Here is an 18944-nt window from a genome sequence, read left to right as displayed (position 1 = left end):
AGACAACGAATGGCCATCAAAGGTTTGGGATACACGAAGACCACGTGGTCGTTTGAAGAGCGGCCTGTGTCGTCCGCGAAGTTGAACACATGGGACAACCGGATCGAGTTGGCGCTCGAACTCGCTTTCTATTTGTTGAGCCACGCGTGGGGCGGCGGCGACGGCGTGATTCGCAAGGCCACAGCGGACGATCTGAAAGTCGTCGCGAACGCAACGCCGAACCTGTCCGTCGTGGTGAAGCCGGGCTACGCGTTTATCTCGAAGTTTCCGTACAAGCTCGCCGCCGACGCGTCGACGGCAGACGTGGTCCCGCCGGTAACGCAGCCGCGGATCGATCTCGTGCAGGCGCGGCTCAACACGTGGGACGTGAGCATCGTGACGGGGACGGAGGCGGCGTCTCCGAGCGCACCGGCTGCGCAGTCGGACTGCATTCCGCTGGCGAGTCTCTATCTGCGCCCGGGCATGACGTCGATCAAGAACACCGACGACGCGACGAACGGATACATCGTGGACGCACGAAACTTTATCTAAGAGGACCTATTGAAACGACGAAATACAACCAAGTAAGGAGGAGTTATGAACGACATGAGTCAATTGGTTTCGGAGCCGGCGCTGACGACGTTGGGCGCGGTCCTGGGCGGATTGTGGGCCTTCTTCAAGGCGAGCGATTGGTATCAGCGCGCGCGTGACAACCGGTTTGCCGAGGCGTTAAACGCACTCGAGGCCGGCGTGCAACAGACGTACGACGTCTACGTGCGCGCGGTGAAAGAGGCGAGCGCGGACGGAAAGTTGTCGAGCGAGGAACGCCGCCGGGCCCGCGAACTCGCGCGCGACGCTGCGATTGCGTTCGGCCGCACGCGTGGCGTGGATGTCATCGGATCGATCGGACACGACTACATCGACCTGTGGATCACGAAGTTGGTGAAGCAGCGGAAGGCGGCGTAGTACGGGGCAGAAACTCGATTACGATTGTGAATTGTTATGGAGCCTTGCTTCACCCGAAGTCGATGCGAATTGCAGAGATGACACTTTCGTGATCGTGCTCCTGCTCGCCACGCGTAATCGATACTCGATAATCGAGAAACGAGCCACGAGTACTATGGCGACGCACGAGCACGAGCACGAGTAGTCGGGAAAGTGGGGATTTGCAGGGTAGCACGAGTGTACCGTCGCTCGAAAAACTCGATTTACAGAGCCTCACACCCCACCTCTCCCCAACCCCGGAAGGGACGCTTCGGCGTCCCTTCTCCGTTTTTCTTGGTCGAAAAGATTATGATGGCGCGTTTGCATTCGGGGATTGCCGGGGTCGTGATAAGTCTGTCCATTACATCCGTCGTGATTGCGTGGGCGCTACTGCGCGTCCTTGCGTTGCCGCGCACGCTGGAATCCTATATTGCCGCTACGTTGGCCGGGTTGTGCATTCAGAGCGCGGGTTTACTCGCCATCGGCTCCGTCAACTTGGTGGCCGCGCAATTGGCGACCCTGCTCGTTGCGCTGGGCGGAATTGCGTTTGCCGTGTATCGGCTGCTTCACGGCCAATCTCTCCTCGTGCCGGTCCCGTTTCGTCCCGCGCGCGGATTTATTGGCGTCGCGAGCATAGTGGCGATGGGTGCGGCGTTTGCCGCGATAGTCGTTTCGGCGCGCGCGCCGGCGACAAGTTGGGACGCGGGCGTCGCGCATCTCGCTCTTCCCGCGGAATACGCGCGGGCGGGCCGCATTGTTGCCGTGCCGGGCAACAACTATTCGGCGTATCCGCAGTTGGTCCATACCTTGTTCGCCGCGGCCCCTGGTTCGTTGGAGAAAGAGTCTGCGCAGCTTGCGTGGTTTTTCGGCCTGTTGCTTTGCGGCGGCGCATCGTTTCTGGCGCTGCGCATCGGCGGGGAACGCTGCGCGGTCGTCGCGCCCGCAATCATTTCAACGACGCCACTCTTTCTCGAACAATGCCCGGCGCCGGGAATCGATGTGCCGTACACCGCGACGGTCATCGGTGCGCTCGGTGCGCTCGCGGCGTGGAAGAACGACCGGCGCACGGGCTGGCTCCTGCTCGCGGGAATTCTTGCGGGCAGCGGGTGCGGAATCCGGCACACGGCGTATCTCGTTAACGCGATGCTCCTTTTCGGTGTCCTGCTGCTCTCTGACCGCAGGCGGCTGCGCGACAGCGCGATCTTCTCCGGCACGATGGTGGTGTGCGCGGCGCCGTGGCTGGTTCGCACCGCTGTCGTCAGCGGAAATCCGGTGTACCCATTCTTCTCATCTGTGCTGGGCGCAAACGCCGCGCCGGACGTGGATGTAGCGGCAATCGGTGCGCACAGCTCGATTCAGGGCAGCGGACTCCTGCAGTTGCTCGCCTTCCCCTGGTCGTTGACGATGAATCCGGCGCACTACGGCGGGTGGAGCACGTCGCCCGGCGCGTTGTGGCTTGTGCTGGGCGTGATCGGCGTTATTGTGGGCGGACGCGCGGCGCATTTGCTGGGTGCGTTCGGCGTGGCGGGCTTGATCGCGATTTTTTTCTTCCAACGGTTCGCGCGGTACGCGTTCCCTTTTCTTGCGCCGCTCATGGTGGTCGCATCGTTGCCCGTCGAGAAACTGCCCGCGTTGCGGCGCGTGACCGGCGCGGCGCTTGTTGTTTCGTATGCGCTCGGTCTTGCGCCGTCGCTGGCGGGCGCGGCACTGAAGCTGCCTGTGGCGCTGGGAATCGAGCCGCGGGAGGCCTATCTCGCCGCGCGCGTCGAGCGCTTCCCGGCGATGGCCTGGGCGGCGGCAACTTTCCCGAAGGATGCGGTCGTGCTCTCGCTCGATCCGCGCGGCTATTATTTGGATCGGAGTGCCCACACTAACTTCGAGGCACTCAAGGGAATCGCATCGGGCGATGCCGAGTCACAGCGCGCGTGGTTGCGCGAGAACCGGATTGGGTATCTCCTTTATCCGAACAAGTACGTGACCGACTCGCCCGCGTTTCGGGAGACGGGCGTCGGCGCAATGGTTGACGCCTGGCGCGCGGACATGGCGCACTTCACATTGATCAAAGAATTCGAGTTGCCCAACCCGCGCGACGGCGGGACGGAGCGCGTGGAGTTTTATGAGTTCAAGCCCTGACAGCAACCACGAAGAGTTGACGCCGCCGCCCGTGCAGCGCGTGATCGCGCGCAACACGCTGTGGAACGTGGCGGGCCGCGCGTGGGACGCGATCAGCGTGCTGGTGCTGACGCCGTACATCGTGTGGCGCATTGGATTGACCGATTACGGCGTATGGGGCCTTGTTGCGTCGTTCTCCGGTTACGTCATGCTGTTCGATCTCGGGTTGTGCAGCGGATACGCGAAGTTTATTGCCGAATACGCGGCGCGCGGCGAACGCGAGCGCATATCGCGGTTGTTGTCCACGGCGGTGTTTGTGTACGCGGCCTTGGGAATCGCGCTCGCTGCGATCGGGTTTCCCGCGCTTGGAATTGCGACCGACTGGTTCGCGACCTTCATGGGTATCGCCACGGAAGACCGGGCTACGCTCGTGTTGCTCGTTCAGTTTGCATTCACGTTGTTCCTTGTGAACAACTGCGTCGTTCCGCTCACCGCCGTGCAGCCGGGGCTTCAGCGGATGGACCTGTCGAACGCGATCGGCTTCGGTGTGTCCGTTGTGAAGATGATCGCGACGTTCGCGCTGCTCGAAGCCGGATACGGATTGATTGGCCTGATGTACACTTCCGGTTTTGTCGCGGCGATCTTTGCGCTAACCAGTCTCGTCATCGCCTACAGGCTGGTGCCGGGGCTCAAACTTTCCCCCATACAATTCGACCGCGACGAGTTTCGCGCGATGTTCAGCTACGGGTGGCGCGCGCAAATTGCGCGGCTCTCGAATTTAGTGACCTTCGAGACCGATCTCGTTATTGTCAGTTTTCTGTATCGAACGCTCGGGCTCGTAGGCATGTACAAAGTCGGCCTGGAACTAGCGAATAAGGTTCGGCAGATTCCGCTGATGTTCATCGGCGCACTGCTACCCGCGGCTTCTGAACTTGACGCGCGCGAAGACGAAGCTCGGCTGCGGCGCCTGTATCTGATCAGCACCAAGTACATATCCGCGATCACGGTCCCGCTCTCGATTTTTTGCGCCGCGTTCGGCGGCGTGATCATGCAAGCGTGGATGGGCAGCGGTCTGGGCGATGCCGCGTGGGTGTTTCGCATACTCATCGTCGGCTACGCGGCGAACATTCTTCAGGGACCGGGAACGAGCATTGCGCTGGGCAGGGGCAGGCCCGACGTGCAGATGAAACTTGGCCTGATTTCGATGTTCTCGAATATCGCGCTGACTATCGCGCTCGCCATCGCGATTGGCTATTTTGGCATCGCCATCGCGACCGCCGCATCCATGTTCGTGAGCATGTTCTGGTTCTTACGGGCGATGCGTGGCGTCGCGGGCGCGGGCGGCGCGCGGGTGTGGCGCGACGCGATCCTGTGGCCGTTGTTGGCGTCACTGCCCGGCGCGCTGGCGTGTGTCGCGATCGAAATCCTCTTTGCCAGCGGCGCAACCCGGATGACGAGCGTTGCGCTGCTCGGCGCCGGCGCCGTGGTCTTCGGACTCACGTACCTGGCGCTGATTCGCTATCTGCCTTTTCTCGATGCGTTCGACGCGCATTTTCTCGAACACACCCTTAAGCTTGAGCGTGTGCCGGGATTCTCCCTGGTCACGCGCCGCGCACGGCGCCGCACGGCGCACGCACCGGCCGAATGAACGCCGCGCTTACGGTCGTCGTGCCGACGTTCAATCGCGTGGACCTGTTGCGCGAGTGTCTCCAATCGATCCGAGAGCAATCCATGCGCCCTGCCGAGACAATTGTCGTCGACGACGGTTCTACAGAGGACGTCGCCGGGTTCATCTCGCGCGAGTTTTCCGAGGTGCGCCTGGTGCGAATGGACAAGAATGGCGGGTTCTGCCGCGCGGCGAACGCGGGGTTTCGCGCGGCGACTTCTGAATTCATATTTCTTCTGAACAACGACATGACGCTCGACCACGACTGTATCGAGCACCTGATGCGTGGCGCCGACGCGCGGACGCTCCGTACGCCGCTCGTGCTCTTCAAGTCCGATCCGGACACGATTTACTGCGCGGGCGACCGCATTTTGACGAATGGCCGGCCGGAACCGATAGGGTTTCGCAAACCTCTGGCGGGTTCCACGATGCCAGCTCGCGTGTTTGGCGTGACCTTCGGCGCCGCGCTGATCCCACACGCGGCGCTTCGCCGCGTTGGATATCTTGACGAAAAGTTCGTCGCGTACTTCGAGGACGCGGATTTCTGCATGCGCGCGCGATGGGCGGGACTTGACTGCATGCTCGTGCCCGAGGCCGTCGCGTATCACGTCGGCTCCGCAAGTCTTGGTGGCAAGACATCGCGGCGCTCGATGCTCTGCTACCGCAATCACGCGCTGCTCGTGGCGAAGAACTTTCCACTTGCCGTAATCCTGCGCTTTCTTCCCGCGCTAGTCCTCGAGCGATGGCACCAGGCGGGCATGATGCTTTCGTCCGCGCGCGCGGAGCGCGGGGCAATCGGCGCGTTGGCGGTGTTGCTTGCGGGGACGAACAGCCTGCTGGCGACGATGGCGCACGCGATTCGCGGGCGTTCGCACTTGCGGTCCAGGGCGATAACCAATCGCGAGTTCATTGCGCTGCTGACGCGCCCGGACGAGCGGCAATGAATTGGGTGCGCACTACGCCGCGCCGCGTGTGGATCATCTGCGCGCTTTTCGCGCTGCTGCAACCGTTGACGCACGCGCTTGTCATCTACTGCGCGCCGGACGATGTAATTCCGACGGGATTGCACAAACCGGACAGCGCAATCTTCGTTCATACAATGCGCATGTTCGAGACGGGGTTCTACTCACCGTACGTCACGTGCCGGTCGGAGTTGGGCGATCATTCGTGGCGGCTTTTCACGACGCCGTTTTTCTTGTTGTACGGCATCGCCGGAGCGCTGGGTTCGCTCGCGGATATAGGCGCGTTTACGATGCTGGGCCTCGCAAACGGGTTCTGCGCGGCGTGTTATCTGCTCGCGGTGTACCATTTCATGCGGACGATTCTGCCGAAACACGCGGACCGGGCATTCGTGCTGTTTACATTCAGCGGCGGCCTTGGCGGCGTGACGTATGCCGCATGCGCCGTGTTTGGCGTCGCGGACACGCCGGCGTTTTCGCAGTGGTTCTACCGGTTCGCCATCTACGACCTTGTCGAAGGCACCAACCTTGCGCCGTACCTGCTGATGCCCCGGTTGTATTACACGCTTCCGCTCGCGCTCGGGTTTGCCGGACTCACCTCGCTGTTGGTGTCGTGGCGCATACAATGTCCCGTGCATCTCGCCTATTCGCAGGCGCTCTTGTTTGTTTGCGTGCTGCTTAACGCGCGGCTGGGTCCGCCGCTGGGCGGGATCGCCCTTCTGTATTTGGCGCACGAACGGTCATTTGCGTGGCGACGCCTGGCGCACGCCGCGCTGCCGATCGCGCTTGGCGTTGCATGCGCGTCCGGGATTATGCGGCTCAATCCGTCATTTGTCGCAAACGTTCACTCGGTGGTGCGCCAGCAGATGTGGTTCACGTCGTTTGTCAGCGCGGGCTTTCCGCTCCTCATGTTTGCGTGCCCGTTAATCGTGCGCGACGCCCGCGCGCTTACCGGGGCGCTGCGCGCCGTGACGTTTGGCGGACTGGGTTTTCTCGGCGTGTTCACGGCGCTGTTCTTCTTCTACCAGTTCTACTACGGCACGGTGCTTACCGGCGCGGACCACGCCGCATCGGTGAGCGTGTCCGACATCGCGTTAACGGGCGTTGCGCTCGGTCTGGTGTGGAGCGCCCTGGGACCACGCGCGCACGGGCGGCCGGAGCACGGCTGGCTCATCGCGTGGGCGGTATTGTTTACGGCGGTGGCGGTGTCCGCGTTCGGACAGGGATGGTTCCTGCGATTTTCGCCGCAACGGTTGATGGTCTTTCTTGGGGTCCCGCTGTCGTTACTCGCGGCGGAGGCGATTCGTTGCGTCGAGACCGTGCGGCCACGCCTGGCGACGGCGTGCGTTGCTTTCGTAATCGGTATAGGGGTCCCGGCGATCGCGGTTTCGTCGCTTGTGTTTCAGGGTCCGCTCGGCATGCGGCCGGGGCTGGCGTCGGACATCGGAATGCATACCGCGTACCTTCGCGAGGAAGACGCGGAATGTCTGGCGGAACTCGGACCGGGCGTGGTCGCCGCGCCGTGGCCGTACAACGACATCCTATCGACGCGCGACGGCGTGCGCGTACTCGGTGGATACGGCGCGGCGGACTTGTCGGGCGAGGATGCCGGCGAACTGGCCGCGCAGGTCGCGGAGTTTTTCACGCCGGGCACAAATGCTGTAAAGCGCGGCGAGTTCCTCGAGAGGTGGTGCGTGAACCATGTGTACCTGCCGTCGGACGCGAAGGCGCGGGATATTCTGGAAGTAGAATTGGATCGGTTACAGGCGATCCATCGAATCTACTCGATCGATGGCGCGGTGCTATACGCGGTCAACTGAGCCGCGCTACTTCGCGGCGCCAATCTCGGACTTGATTCGCGCCGTGATTTCCTCGCGCTTCGCGCGCGCCTCATCCATCGGCACGCCGGGCGGCACGTAGGGATGGTTGTGCCCCGTGTACGTCAGCCAAGCATCGCGCATGAGCGACATGCGTTCGCTGATAACGGGCAGCAGCGGCGCGTGCTGTCCAAGCAATTCCTGCACGGACCGCAATGACGCGGCTTTCGCGTCGCCACAATACGCGATGAACTGTTGCGCCATGAACCAGTGGCCGTCGTCCCCGGGGTGTACGCCGTCCTGGGCGAAGGTGAACTTGGGGTCGCGTTCGCGCCGGCGCTGCACCTCATTCGCCATGGGACCGTGAAGATCGATCACCTCCCAGCCGCCGGCGCGCTTCGACAACAGCCATTCGCCGTACCGCGCCAACACCGCGTCGTACGCCGCGACGTGCGACGAGGCGTACTCCGCGTCGTAGACCGGCGGGGTCACGTGAACAACGCGCGCGCCGCGCTTCACTACGGTGTCGTGCAACGTCGTAATCCCGTCGCGGTAGCGCGCAAAACGGTCCTCGTCGAACGGCTTGTAAACGCCACAGTTCATTCCGTAACACGCGAAAACGAGATCGGGGTCCGTCTTCTCGAGCACACTTTCGAGTCGATCCATAAGATAAGGGCGGTCGAACTTGCCGTCGGCGTGGCCTTCTTCGGTGAGACCGGAGACCGTTTCGCTCGACAGCCCGACATCGATCACTTCGATATCGCGTTCCGAATATCGCGTGAGCAGCCACGACTCGAAATTCGTCACGTAGCGGCCGTCGTAGGTAATGCTGTCGCCGAGGAACAGAATGCGTTGGACGTTGCCCTGCGCCAGTTCGTCCGCGATTGATTTGGGTTGCGCAGTGGCGCACGCCGCCGTCAGGGCGAGCGCAGCCAGCGAAGTTGCCGATATTTTCGGTCGTAGCATGCTCTATTGCTTTCCTGTGTTGTGGTTGCCGATTGCGACCGTGGAGCGAAAGACGCCCATTGTACGCGAAGTGTACGCGATTACGAACCCCGCGATTGGACTTCGCGGAGCAACACGCTACACTCTCCTCCGGTCTGGGTAATGCGACTTGGGGTCAAGAGGGCCGAATCGTGTATGGATGGTTTGCACCTGCGCCGCACATCGAGCGCCTTCCCGAAGAGGAAGTGAAGCGGCGCTATCCGCTGTTCCGCTGGCAGATTCTCGAAGCGACCTTCATCGGGTACGCGACGTATTACCTCGTGCGGAACAACGTCGGCGTCGTCGCGAAGGACATGAAGGCCGCGCTGAACTACGACGACGCGATGCTCGGCAACATTCTCGCCGCAACGGCGATCAGCTACGGCGTCGGCAAATTCCTTATGGGTGCGCTGTCGGACAGAAGCAATCCACGCGTGTTCATGAGCGTGGGCCTGATGCTGACCGCGATCTGCAATTTCGCATTCGGCGCAACGGCGGATTACAGCACGCATTTTTACCTTTGGGTTCTCAACGGTCTGTTTCAAGGCATGGGGTGGTCGCCGTGCGGAAGGTCGATGGGGCATTGGTTCAGCGAAAAGGAGCGCGGACTGACCTTCAGCATTTGGAACACGTCGCACAACGTCGGCGGCGGGATTGCGGGCGTGATTGCGGCGGAGGCCGCGGTCCGGCTTGGCGGATGGCAATACGCGTTCTTCGTTCCGGGTGTGTTGGCGGTGATCGGTTCGGCGTACCTGTTGCTGCGGCTGCGCGACACGCCGCAGTCCGTGGGTCTTCCACCGGTTGAGGAGTATCGCGACGATTACACGGAGTACGAGCGCGTTCACGGTGTGAACGAGCGCGAGCTGTCGTTTTACGACCTGTTTGTCCACAATGTGCTGTTGCACAAATGGATTTGGCTCCTCGCCATCGCGAACTTCTTCGCGTACATCACACGCTACGCGATGATCGATTGGGGTCCGCTCTACCTCCAGGAAGTGAAGGGCGCGACCGTCTCGAAGGGCGGCATCGCGGTGCTGCTGCTCGAATGGGGCGGCATTCCCTCGACCATCTTCCTCGGCTGGATATCGGACAGACTGGGCGGGCGCCGCGGGATGATCGCCGCGCTGGCGATGATTCCCATTATCGCGGCGTACGCGATGATTCTGGTAATCCCGCCGGGGTATCTCGCGATCGACATGGCCATGCTCGTCGTCATCGGGTTCTGCATCTATCCAGTGATCAATCTCATTACGATCATCGCGTTAGACTTGACGTCAAAGAAGGCCATCGGTACCGCGGCGGGATTCATTGGTCTATTGGGATACCTGGGCCGAACGACCCACGCGAAAGGGTTTGGCGCGCTGCTGAAGCACTACAAAGAAGTGTACGACGTGCCGACGGCGTGGAACTTTGTGATCGCGCTGACGCTCGCGTCAACGGTGATTTCGTTTGTATTGTTGCTATTCACATGGAAGGTAAAGCCGCGCGCGTGATGGTAGGAAAGGAAGCCACGATGAACAACGGTGTACTTCGAGCCTATGTCTTGGCGCTTACATTGATGACGCTTTCTTTGGCGGAGGGGCCAATCGATCTGACGGCGGCGACAATTCTCGTGGCAGAAGACGCGCCAACGCCGGAACGGAAAGCGGCGGACATGCTGGCGGACGAGATCGAGAAGCGGACGTATGTGCGGTTGCCAATCGTATACGAGTGGCCGAGCGATGCAGCGTCCGTCATCGCCGTAGGCACCAACAAACATCTTTATCCGTTTTTTCGCGGGCGTCTTGATCGACAGATGGGCCAGTTGCCAACCACGCCCGAAAGCTACGCGATCAAGCTCGTAAACGCGGACCCACCAACCGTTGTGGCGCTTGGCGCGGATTCGCGGGGTGCGTTGTTTGGCGTGGGCCGCCTGCTGCGCGAACTGCGCATGACGCGCGGATCGGTCACGTTGCCGGACGCGATCAATATCACCTCGTCGCCGAAGGTGGCGTTGCGCGGGCACCAGGTGGGATATCGCCCGAAGGTAAACACGTACGACGCGTGGACGCCGCAGATGTACGAGCAGTACATCCGCGACATGGTCGTGTTCGGCACGAACGCAATCGAACTTATCCCGCCGCGAAGCGACGATGCGCCGGACAGTCCGCACTTTACGCTGACGCAGATCGACATGTTGGCGCGCGTATCGCAAATTGCCGCGGACTACGGTATCGCGTTCTGGTTGTGGTATCCGGCGATGGACAAGGACTACGGCGACTCTGCAACGGTCGAGAAAGCCATTGCGGAGTGGGCGGGAGTGTTCGAGAAGATTCCGCACATCGACGCGCTGCTGGTGCCCGGCGGCGATCCGGGGCACACGGAACCGAAACACCTGATACCGCTGTTGGAGAAACAGACGGAGAACCTGCACAAGTTCCACCCGAACGCGCAGATGTGGGTATCGCCGCAGGGGTTCACGAAGGAATGGATGGACCAGTGGCTTGGCATCATGAACAACGAGCAGCCGAAATGGCTTACGGGCGTGGTGTTCGCGCCGCAGAACCGGCTCGGCCCGCAGGAGTTTCGCGCGGCGATTCCGAAGCAGTATCCGATTCGGCATTATCCCGACATCACGCATTCGTATTCGTGCCAATATCCCGTGCAGGACTGGGACATTGCGCTGAAGCTGACACACGATCGCGAGCAGATCAATCCGCGGCCGGTGGCCTATGCGGAAATCTTCCGCTGGAGCAATCCGTATAACGACGCGGGGTTCATCACGTACTCCGAAGGCGTGAACGACGACGCAAACAAGATGCTGTGGAGTGCGCTTGGCTGGGACCCGGACGCGGACATTCATCAGGTAATGCGCGAGTATGCGCGCTACTTCATCGGGCCGCAGTATGAAGAAACAATAGAAAAGGCGTTGTTCGGTTTGGAGCAAAACTGGGTCGGCCCGTTGCAGGAGAACAAATCAATTCCCGAGACGCTCGCGCTGGTGCAGTCGATCGAACAGGCAGGCGATCCGCATGTGCTGTTGAACTGGCGCTTCCAACAGATCGCCTATCGCGCGTATTTCGACGCCTACGTGCAGCAGCGCGATAATTACGAGTTCCATTTGGAACAAGAGGCGATGGGAGCGTTCGACCTGCTCAAACGCGTCGGGTCGAACGCCACGATGGACGCGGCGCAGAAAGTCCTTGATCGCGCTGCGACGGAGCGTGCCGCGCCCGAACTGCGCGAGCGCATCAGCAATCTCGCGGAGGCGTTGTACCAAAGTATCCGCATGCAGACGAGCGTGCCGCGGTTTATGGCGATCGATATTGGCCGCGGCGCGAGTTTCGACTTCGTGGATCGGCCCTTGAACAACAAGCTGTGGTTGGAATCGCGCTTCAAACAGATACGCGAAATGCCGGACGAACCGGATCGCGTCAAGGCCCTTGAAGAGATTGAAAACTGGACCGATCCGGGCCCGGGCGGGTTCTACGACGATCTCGGCGACGTGCGCAATCAGCCTCACCTCGTGCGCGAGGTGACGAAATACTTCGATCCGGAGAACCGAATCAACCCGCTGCTCGGTTATTATCCGCGTCCGTTCGACCGTCGTGTCTCGTGGTTCGACGACGCGGAGACGCGTTTCGAAGCGCCGCTCTACATGCGCTATGAAAACCTCGACGCGAACGCGGAATACAAGGTGCGCGCCGTCTACGCCGGCGACAAGTGGGACACACAGATGAAACTCGTCGCCGACGGAATCCTCGTGCACGATCTTATCGATAAGCCGAATCCCATCGCGCCGCTCGAATTCGATATCCCGAAGGATGCGACGCAGGACGGCGCGTTGACCCTCGAATGGACGCAGACTCCGGGCCGGGGAAGTTCTGGACGGGGTTGTCAAGTTGCGGAGGTGTGGCTAATTAAGAAGTAAAGGTTCTCTCCAGAAACTGAATTGTTCGCACCATGCCAAATCGGCAATAATTTGCTCGGTCATCCCATGCGCACACTCCAAAAGGTACGAATCAAGAACTTTAAGTCAATCCGAAGCCAAGAGCTGGCGCTCGGATCTCTGAACGTATTTATCGGCGGAAACGGAGCGGGTAAGTCGAATCTGATCGAAGTTTTCCGGTTTTTGCGCGAAATCACTACCCAAAATCTATCAGGCTACACCCAGCAAAAAGGCGGTGCCGAAACTCTGCTTTACCTCGGCCGAAAGAAGTCTTCTTTCATGGAGTTTTTTTTGGAGTTTGGCGAAGGGCACACTTCCAATGCATACGACGTTCAACTTCGCGCGACTGACCAAGATTCATTCATCGTGGCGCAAGAGATTGTTTATTACCACGACAAAAAGAATTACCCTTCTAAGCCGTACGACAAAACAGTCGCCTTGTCAGAGAAAGAGTCTCGACTCAAAACGATTAAACACATATGTGCGCGCCAGGTTGTAGCAGACCTTGACAGCTATCGTGTATACCATTTTCACGATACAAGCGACTCGGCGGCTGTGAAATTAACCTGTGACGTCAACGACAATCGGTACTTGAGACCACAGGCAGAGAATCTTGCTGCCTTCTTATATTGGCTGCAGGAGAAGAAACAAGACTATTTTGAGAACATCCAGGACACTACTCGTCAGATCGCGCCATTTTTCGATTCATTCCGCCTTGCCCCATCACGGTTAAATGAGAGAAGAATTCAGCTTGAGTGGAAGCACGTAGGCAGTGATTCGTACTTCAATACTTCGTCGCTCTCTGATGGCACGCTGCGCTTCATTTGCTTAGCAACGTTGCTTTTGCAGCCACAATTGCCAACTTTGGTCTTGCTCGATGAGCCGGAATTGGGACTTCACCCTGCAGCAATAACACTTTTGGCTCACCTTCTTGCGTCTGCCTCAACACGCACGCAAGTAATGGTTGCAACACAATCAGTAACGTTAGTAAACCAACTGGAACCAGAGGACGTGTGGACGGTAGATCGCAATGATGGTCAAAGTGTCTTCCGCCATCTCAGCCGGGCCGATATGTCTAACTGGCTGGATGACTATGCCCTCGGAGAACTGTGGGAGAAAAATATTCTGGGTGCAAGGCCGTGAGTAAGCGGGTATTGATTCTCGTCGAGGGGCAGACGGAAGAGCGTTTTGTCAAGGACATTTTGAGTCCAGCATTCTTTGATCTTGATTTGTATTTCCATGTGACGCTGTTGGTGACCAAACGAGTGAAGAGCGGGCCGAATTTCAAAGGAGGAATAACAACCTTCGGCAAATTCGAGAAAGATGCGAATCGGCTGTTGAATAGTGCCGGCGACGCCCTCGTAACGACTCTATTGGATTACTATGGGCTGCCCAATGACTTTCCAGGAATGAGGGATCGCTCTCAAGAACCAACCCCACTTCGACGCGTCAAACATGTCGAGCGAGCTATCCATCATCATTTTGGCGCGCCCTCCAATTTTTTACCATTTTTGGCGCTTCACGAATTTGAAGCGTGGTTATACTGTTCAGCGTCCGAACTCCCACGTATTTTGACTGAGCAGTCTAGACAACAAAGATTCGCGAAGATTTGTAATAGCGTCGCCTCACCCGAAGAGATCAATGAAAACCCCAATGCCGCACCATCAAAACGGATAAAGGATTTGTTTCCGGCATACAGAAAAGTCATCCACGGGCCCCTAACCGTCGCAAAGATCGGTTTAGAAGTTATACGTGAACAGTGCCCACATTTTGCCGAGTGGTTGACAAATCTGGAAGATTTTGCGAATTCATGAAAGGTACCCTCTTCAATTTCCAGCAAGCCACGGCACGACTTACCTTACTGCTTTAGATAGTTTTATCTCCCGTTAGCGGCGGCCGGAGCGGCCTTGATGCGCGCTTTTGCGCGCACCGTGGCGCTCTCCGTTGTTTCGCGCATCGTTGCCGCTGCGACGCGCGGGACGTTCGCTGCGTTCGTGTTTGCCTTCCGTGCGTTCGGCTTTCGCTTCGTGCGTGCCGAGGAAGTCGCCGGCGCGATTCTTCCGGAATACGCGGTCGAACTGCGTCGAGCCGGCGCGTTCCGCGCGCGAGTACGTGTCGCTTGAACGGCCGTTCCGGCTGTTCATGCGTTCATCGTCACGGTTGTTGGCGCCGTTGCCGTCGCGATGGCCGTTGTCGCGCGGCGCGCGGCGCGCATCGCCGTGCGCACGCTCGCGCGGCTCGTGGTTTCGCGCTGCACCGTGACGCGCATCGTTACGCCGTTCGCTGTCTGCGCCCTCGCGCGAGGCCGAGCGCTGGCGATTGTCCGAGTTTTCGCGCGCCTCGTAACTACGCGGGGCGCGCGCGCGATCGCGATCGCCGCCGCGGCTGGATCTGCCGCGTCCATTGCGGTCGCCGTGGCGCGAGGTTACATCGCGTTTGCGGTTGCCCCAACGTTCCTGCTGCGCGGGACCGTTGGTATCGATGTGGATGGCGCCGTCCCAGTCTTCGCGGGGGATTACGTTGCCGAGGTCGCGTTCGATCTCGCGCAGGGTGCGTCCTTCTTCGGGGCACACGAGCGTGTACGCGACGCCGCTGGCGTTGGCGCGGCCGGTGCGGCCGATGCGGTGGACGTAATCGTCCGAGCAGTTCGGCACGTCGAAGTTCACGACGTGGCTGATGCCCTGCACGTCGAGTCCGCGCGCGGCGACGTCCGTCGCGACGAGGACGTTGTAGTGTCCGGCGCGGAAGCCGTCGATGGCCTGCTGGCGCTGGCGCTGCGAGCGCCCGCCGTGAATCGCCTGCGCTTTGAAGCCTTCCTTGTGCAACGCTTTCGCGATCTTGTCGGTGCGGTGCTTGGTGCGGAGGAACACGAGCGCGGATGTCACCTCATCCTTGCGCAGGATATCGGCGAGCAAACCGAGTTTCTTGTCGCCGTGCACAGCGTATACGCCCTGCTTCACGTCCTTCGCGGGCTGCGCGGGCGCGCCGACCTGAATGCGGATGGCGTCGCGCTGCATGCTCTTCGTCAGTTCGGCGATTTCCTTCGGGAAGGTCGCGGAGAACATCATTGTCTGGCGTTCCTTCGGCACTTCCCGGAGAATGCGCTCGATGCTGGGCATGAAGCCCATGTCGAGCATGCGGTCGGCTTCGTCGAGCACGAGGATCGACAGGTGCTTGAAGTTCACGTTGCCGCGCTGCATGTGATCGATCAGGCGGCCCGGCGTCGCCACGATGATCGGCGTCCCGTTGCGCAGGGCCTGCGCCTGGCGCTCCATGCCGACGCCGCCGTATACGCACGCGGCGCGAAGGCCCAGCGCGCGCGCATGGGGATCCAGCACATCGTGCACCTGCTGCGCGAGTTCGCGCGTGGGCGCGAGGACAAGCATGCGCGTGCCGCGGACGTTTTCGCGCGCGAGGCGCGTGAGCGACGGCAGGCCGAAGGCAAGCGTCTTGCCGGTGCCGGTCTGGGCGATGGCGATCACGTCGCAGCCCTCGAGCGCGACAGGAATGGCCTGCGCCTGGACGGGGGTTGGGGTGGCGATCCGGTTCGCCTTCAACACACGGAGGCAACGCGGATCGATGTTCAGGTTGTCAAAAGACACAAAATACTCCCTATGGGTACTGCGGTGCATCGATTAGGCACACGTGACCCGTGAGGCCTTTTCAGCACGATTAAATCGGGGGATAACGCTCAGGCGGGAAACCCAGACTCTGGAATTGCGCTATGTAGGAGAAAAGACTGTGTTAATTTACCTGCGACCGATTCGGCAGGCCTACACTGGGGAGGAGTCTAGCAGGTTTGGAACCGGAAAGCAATTGGCTCCTTAACGTGGTTAGATTGAACGATTTATGCCTATTTTGGATTTTGGATTTTGGATTTTGGATTGAACGCGGAAAAGAGGGATATACTTTGACACTTCTGGGGATTAACTTGGGCGGAGGGTTTTTGAGTCATGGCATCGGGTAAGCGGTTCAAGATTGCGTGCATTGGCGCGGGCAACGTGGGCGCGGCGTGCGCGCAGTATTGTCTGGATATGGAATTGGGGGACGTTGTCCTGACCGACGTGGTCGAGGGCGTGCCGCAGGGCAAGGCGCTCGATTTGACGGAAGCCGGGCCGGTGCGCGGCTATAGCTGCGTGGCCACGGGCACAAACGATTACAAGGACATCGCGGGCGCGGACGTCTGCGTGGTGACGGCGGGGCTGCCGCGCAAGCCGGGCATGACGCGGCTCGACCTGCTCGAGAAGAACGGCCGGATCATCACCGACGTGTGCGAGAACATCAAGAAGCACGCGCCGAATTCGGTGGTGATCATCGTGACAAACCCGCTTGATGTGATGGCCTACGTCGCGTACAAGAAGCTCGGCTTTCCGGCGAGCCGCGTCATCGGCATGGCGGGAATCCTCGACAGCTCGCGCATGCGCGCGTTCGTGGCGATGGAACTCGGGTGCAGCATGAAGAACGTGGACACGATGGTGCTCGGTTCGCACGGCGACGACATGGTGCCGCTGCCGGAGTACACGACCGTGTCGGGTATTCCGATCACGAAGCTGATGCCGAGGGAGCGGGTGGACGCAATTGTCGAACGCACGCGCAAGGGTGGCGGCGAGATCGTCGCGCTGCTGAAGACAGGCAGCGCCTATTACGCGCCGGGCGCGAGCGCCGCGCGCATGGCGGAAGCGATCCTGCGCGACGAACAGCAAATCTTGCCGTGCGCCGCGTATCTCGATGGACTGTACGGATTGAAGGATGTATACGCGGGCGTGCCGTGCAAGATCGGCCACGCGGGCGTGATGGATATTATCGAGCTCGAACTGACCGCCGATCAGAAGGCCGCGCTGCACAAATCGTCGGATGAAGTGCGCAGCGGAATCGATGGGTTGAAGCAACTGGGAATCCTGTAATGCAGTGGTTGTCCAAAGCCGCGATACTATTCGGTATTGTCGGCGCGGCCCTTGCCGCCAACGCTCAAGGCGCGCTTGAAGGCACAAAGGAAGCAGTTACCGACACGGCGATTACCGCGCGCATCGAAACGCTGTTCGCGGTGAACGAGCACCTCAGTCCGTTCAATATCAATACGACAACGAACAATGGCGTTGTCACGCTGACCGGCACGGTGTCGGACGACGTGCAGAAGCAGCTCGCCACGGACCTCGCGAAGACCGTTGACGGCGTGACCGACGTGAAGAACGAACTGACGGTCGTGGGCACGGTCGTCTCCCAGCGGCCCCCAAAGACGTGGCGGCAGCGCATTGACGACGCGTCGCTCAAGGCGGCGATCCGATCGAACCTGCTCTGGAACCGAGAACTCAAGGGATTGAACATCGGCGTCGAATGCGACGGCGGCAGTGTGACAATCTTCGGCGTGGTCGGCAACGAGTTCGCGAAGCAAAGCATCGAAAAGATTGTGATGGACACGCGCGGCGTGAACGCAGTAACGAACAACATCACCGTGCACGCGGCGCAGTCCGTTGATCCCATCTCGACCGTGACGCGGGCGGTGTCCGACGACGTGGTCGCGGCGCGCGTGAAGAGCAATCTGCTGGTGAACCGGTACGTGACCACACGGAACCTGAACGTAAAGGTTGTCGATGGGCTGTGCATCCTCACCGGCACGGTCGACACCGAAGCGCAGCGCGAGGCCGCGGAGAAACTTGCGGCGAGCATCAGCGGGGTGACGCAGGTCCAGAACGATTTGAAGGTGTACGCGCCGCCCGCACCGACAGCGCCGCCCCCGGCGCCATAATCCGCCCCGTATACCGAAGTTGATATTTTCGCAAATTTGCGAAATCATTGAGGTGTCGTGCCGAAAACACGCGTCGTATTCTTCCGCGAATCGGATGGCACCGCGCCAGTGCTGGACTGGTTGCGCGGATTGAACGATAAGGCCAGGGACAAATGCGTCGTGCGCATCGAACGCCTTCGCGATCTGGGACACGAGTTGCGCCGGCCGGAGGCGGACTACCTTCGCGACGGTATTTACGAGTTGCGCAGTCACTATCAGACGATCAACTACAGGATTATGTATTTCTTTCACGGAAAGGACGCCGTCGTTCTTGCGCATGCACTCACGAAGGAACAACGAGTTCCCAGTGCTGATATTGAAATTGCGCCGAAACGCAAGCGGCGCTATGAAGCAGGCCCAGCGCGGCACACGTTGGAGGTTTAAGAATGGCCGCTCAAAAAAAGAAGCGTGACGCACTCGACATAATCCACCGGGAGTTCTATGCGGGGAAGCCGCAGCGCCTCGCGGCATTGGAGTCGGAACGTCAAAACGCAGCCATTGCGCGCCGGCTTTACGACCTGCGCAATCGAGCGGGCATAACTCAGGCGGAACTCGCCCGCCGCGTCGGCACGACTACCTCGGTTATCTCACGCCTCGAAAACGCCGACTACGAAGGGCATTCGCTCACAATGTTACGCCGCGTTGCCGCCGCACTCGATCGCACCGTCGCGGTAACTTTCCCGCGCCGCGCCGCCGCGAAGCACGTGTCACTTTAGTCGTCACAACGGGA

16 protein-coding genes are annotated in these 18944 nt (G+C 60.3%); 14 read left to right on the top strand and 2 right to left on the bottom strand.

The annotated features are described in order from the left end of the window. The first annotated feature begins 9 nt into the window (after positions 1-9). The 6 genes from HUU46_12025 to HUU46_12000 all read left to right on the top strand — a co-directional run bounded on the left by HUU46_12025 (position 10) and on the right by HUU46_12000 (position 7520). The gene (locus HUU46_12025; protein NUM54365.1) at positions 10-531 is read left to right on the top strand and encodes a hypothetical protein; all 522 of its coding nucleotides are present in this window, start codon (positions 10-12) and stop codon (positions 529-531) included. Positions 532-585: 54 nt separating this feature from the next. After that, complete coding sequence (locus HUU46_12020) at positions 586-945, top strand: hypothetical protein (GenBank protein ID NUM54364.1); 360 nt, start codon at positions 586-588, stop codon at positions 943-945. Between the two features lie 363 nt (positions 946-1308). Continuing rightward, on the top strand, positions 1309-3096 hold the full coding sequence (locus HUU46_12015; GenBank protein ID NUM54363.1) for a glycosyltransferase family 39 protein: 1788 nt from the start codon (positions 1309-1311) through the stop codon (positions 3094-3096). Further along, the gene (locus HUU46_12010; protein NUM54362.1) at positions 3080-4723 is read left to right on the top strand and encodes a polysaccharide biosynthesis C-terminal domain-containing protein; all 1644 of its coding nucleotides are present in this window, start codon (positions 3080-3082) and stop codon (positions 4721-4723) included. The genes HUU46_12015 and HUU46_12010 overlap by 17 nt, the downstream gene beginning before the upstream one ends. Beyond that, the gene (locus HUU46_12005; GenBank protein NUM54361.1) at positions 4720-5685 is read left to right on the top strand and encodes a glycosyltransferase family 2 protein; all 966 of its coding nucleotides are present in this window, start codon (positions 4720-4722) and stop codon (positions 5683-5685) included. The genes HUU46_12010 and HUU46_12005 overlap by 4 nt, the downstream gene beginning before the upstream one ends. Further along, the gene (locus HUU46_12000) at positions 5682-7520 is read left to right on the top strand and encodes a hypothetical protein (GenBank protein NUM54360.1); all 1839 of its coding nucleotides are present in this window, start codon (positions 5682-5684) and stop codon (positions 7518-7520) included. The genes HUU46_12005 and HUU46_12000 overlap by 4 nt, the downstream gene beginning before the upstream one ends. A gap of 6 nt (positions 7521-7526) precedes the next feature. On the opposite strand, the gene HUU46_11995 is transcribed toward HUU46_12000, so the two are convergent. Continuing rightward, on the bottom strand, positions 7527-8483 hold the full coding sequence (locus HUU46_11995; GenBank protein NUM54359.1) for an SGNH/GDSL hydrolase family protein: 957 nt from the start codon (positions 8481-8483) through the stop codon (positions 7527-7529). Between the two features lie 167 nt (positions 8484-8650). Between HUU46_11995 and HUU46_11990 the strand changes: the two genes are divergently transcribed. The 4 genes from HUU46_11990 (at position 8651) to HUU46_11975 (ending at position 14243) form a co-directional block, all read left to right on the top strand. Next, positions 8651-9994, top strand: coding sequence for an MFS transporter (locus tag HUU46_11990; protein NUM54358.1), 1344 nt, complete (start codon positions 8651-8653; stop codon positions 9992-9994). Positions 9995-10014: 20 nt separating this feature from the next. Next, on the top strand, positions 10015-12411 hold the full coding sequence (locus tag HUU46_11985) for a hypothetical protein (protein ID NUM54357.1): 2397 nt from the start codon (positions 10015-10017) through the stop codon (positions 12409-12411). A 66-nt stretch (positions 12412-12477) separates the two neighbouring features. Further along, entirely contained in the window at positions 12478-13572 is a 1095-nt protein-coding gene (locus HUU46_11980; GenBank protein NUM54356.1) for an AAA family ATPase, read from the top strand. Next, positions 13569-14243, top strand: a complete 675-nt coding sequence (locus HUU46_11975; GenBank protein ID NUM54355.1) for a DUF4276 family protein — start codon at positions 13569-13571, stop codon at positions 14241-14243. Before HUU46_11980 ends, HUU46_11975 begins: the two co-directional genes overlap by 4 nt. A gap of 72 nt (positions 14244-14315) precedes the next feature. Here HUU46_11975 and HUU46_11970 read toward each other — a convergent pair whose 3' ends face one another. Further along, positions 14316-16031: a DEAD/DEAH box helicase gene (locus HUU46_11970; GenBank protein ID NUM54354.1), complete on the bottom strand. Its 1716-nt coding sequence runs from the start codon at positions 16029-16031 to the stop codon at positions 14316-14318. A 351-nt stretch (positions 16032-16382) separates the two neighbouring features. On the opposite strand from HUU46_11970, the gene mdh reads away from it, so the two are divergent. Genes mdh through HUU46_11950 form a run of 4 tightly spaced genes read left to right on the top strand, consistent with a single transcriptional unit; the run spans position 16383 to position 18930 of the window. Next, complete coding sequence (gene mdh, locus HUU46_11965) at positions 16383-17333, top strand: malate dehydrogenase (GenBank protein ID NUM54353.1); 951 nt, start codon at positions 16383-16385, stop codon at positions 17331-17333. Continuing rightward, positions 17333-18175 carry a BON domain-containing protein gene (locus HUU46_11960; GenBank protein NUM54352.1) on the top strand — a complete coding sequence of 281 codons (843 nt, stop codon included), beginning with the start codon at positions 17333-17335 and terminating at the stop codon, positions 18173-18175. Before mdh ends, HUU46_11960 begins: the two co-directional genes overlap by 1 nt. Before the next feature lie 57 nt (positions 18176-18232). Beyond that, the gene (locus tag HUU46_11955) at positions 18233-18598 is read left to right on the top strand and encodes a type II toxin-antitoxin system RelE/ParE family toxin (protein ID NUM54351.1); all 366 of its coding nucleotides are present in this window, start codon (positions 18233-18235) and stop codon (positions 18596-18598) included. Positions 18599-18600: 2 nt separating this feature from the next. Next, positions 18601-18930 (top strand): helix-turn-helix transcriptional regulator, encoded by a 330-nt coding sequence (locus tag HUU46_11950; protein NUM54350.1) that lies wholly within the window; start codon positions 18601-18603, stop codon positions 18928-18930. The last annotated feature ends 14 nt before the right edge of the window (positions 18931-18944 follow it).

This window comes from Candidatus Hydrogenedentota bacterium, from assembly GCA_013359265.1.
In the GTDB taxonomy this organism is placed as follows: Bacteria; Hydrogenedentota; Hydrogenedentia; order Hydrogenedentales; family SLHB01; genus JABWCD01.
Note: the sequence above shows the minus strand (reverse complement) of the source record. Positions and strands in the feature narration are given on the sequence as shown.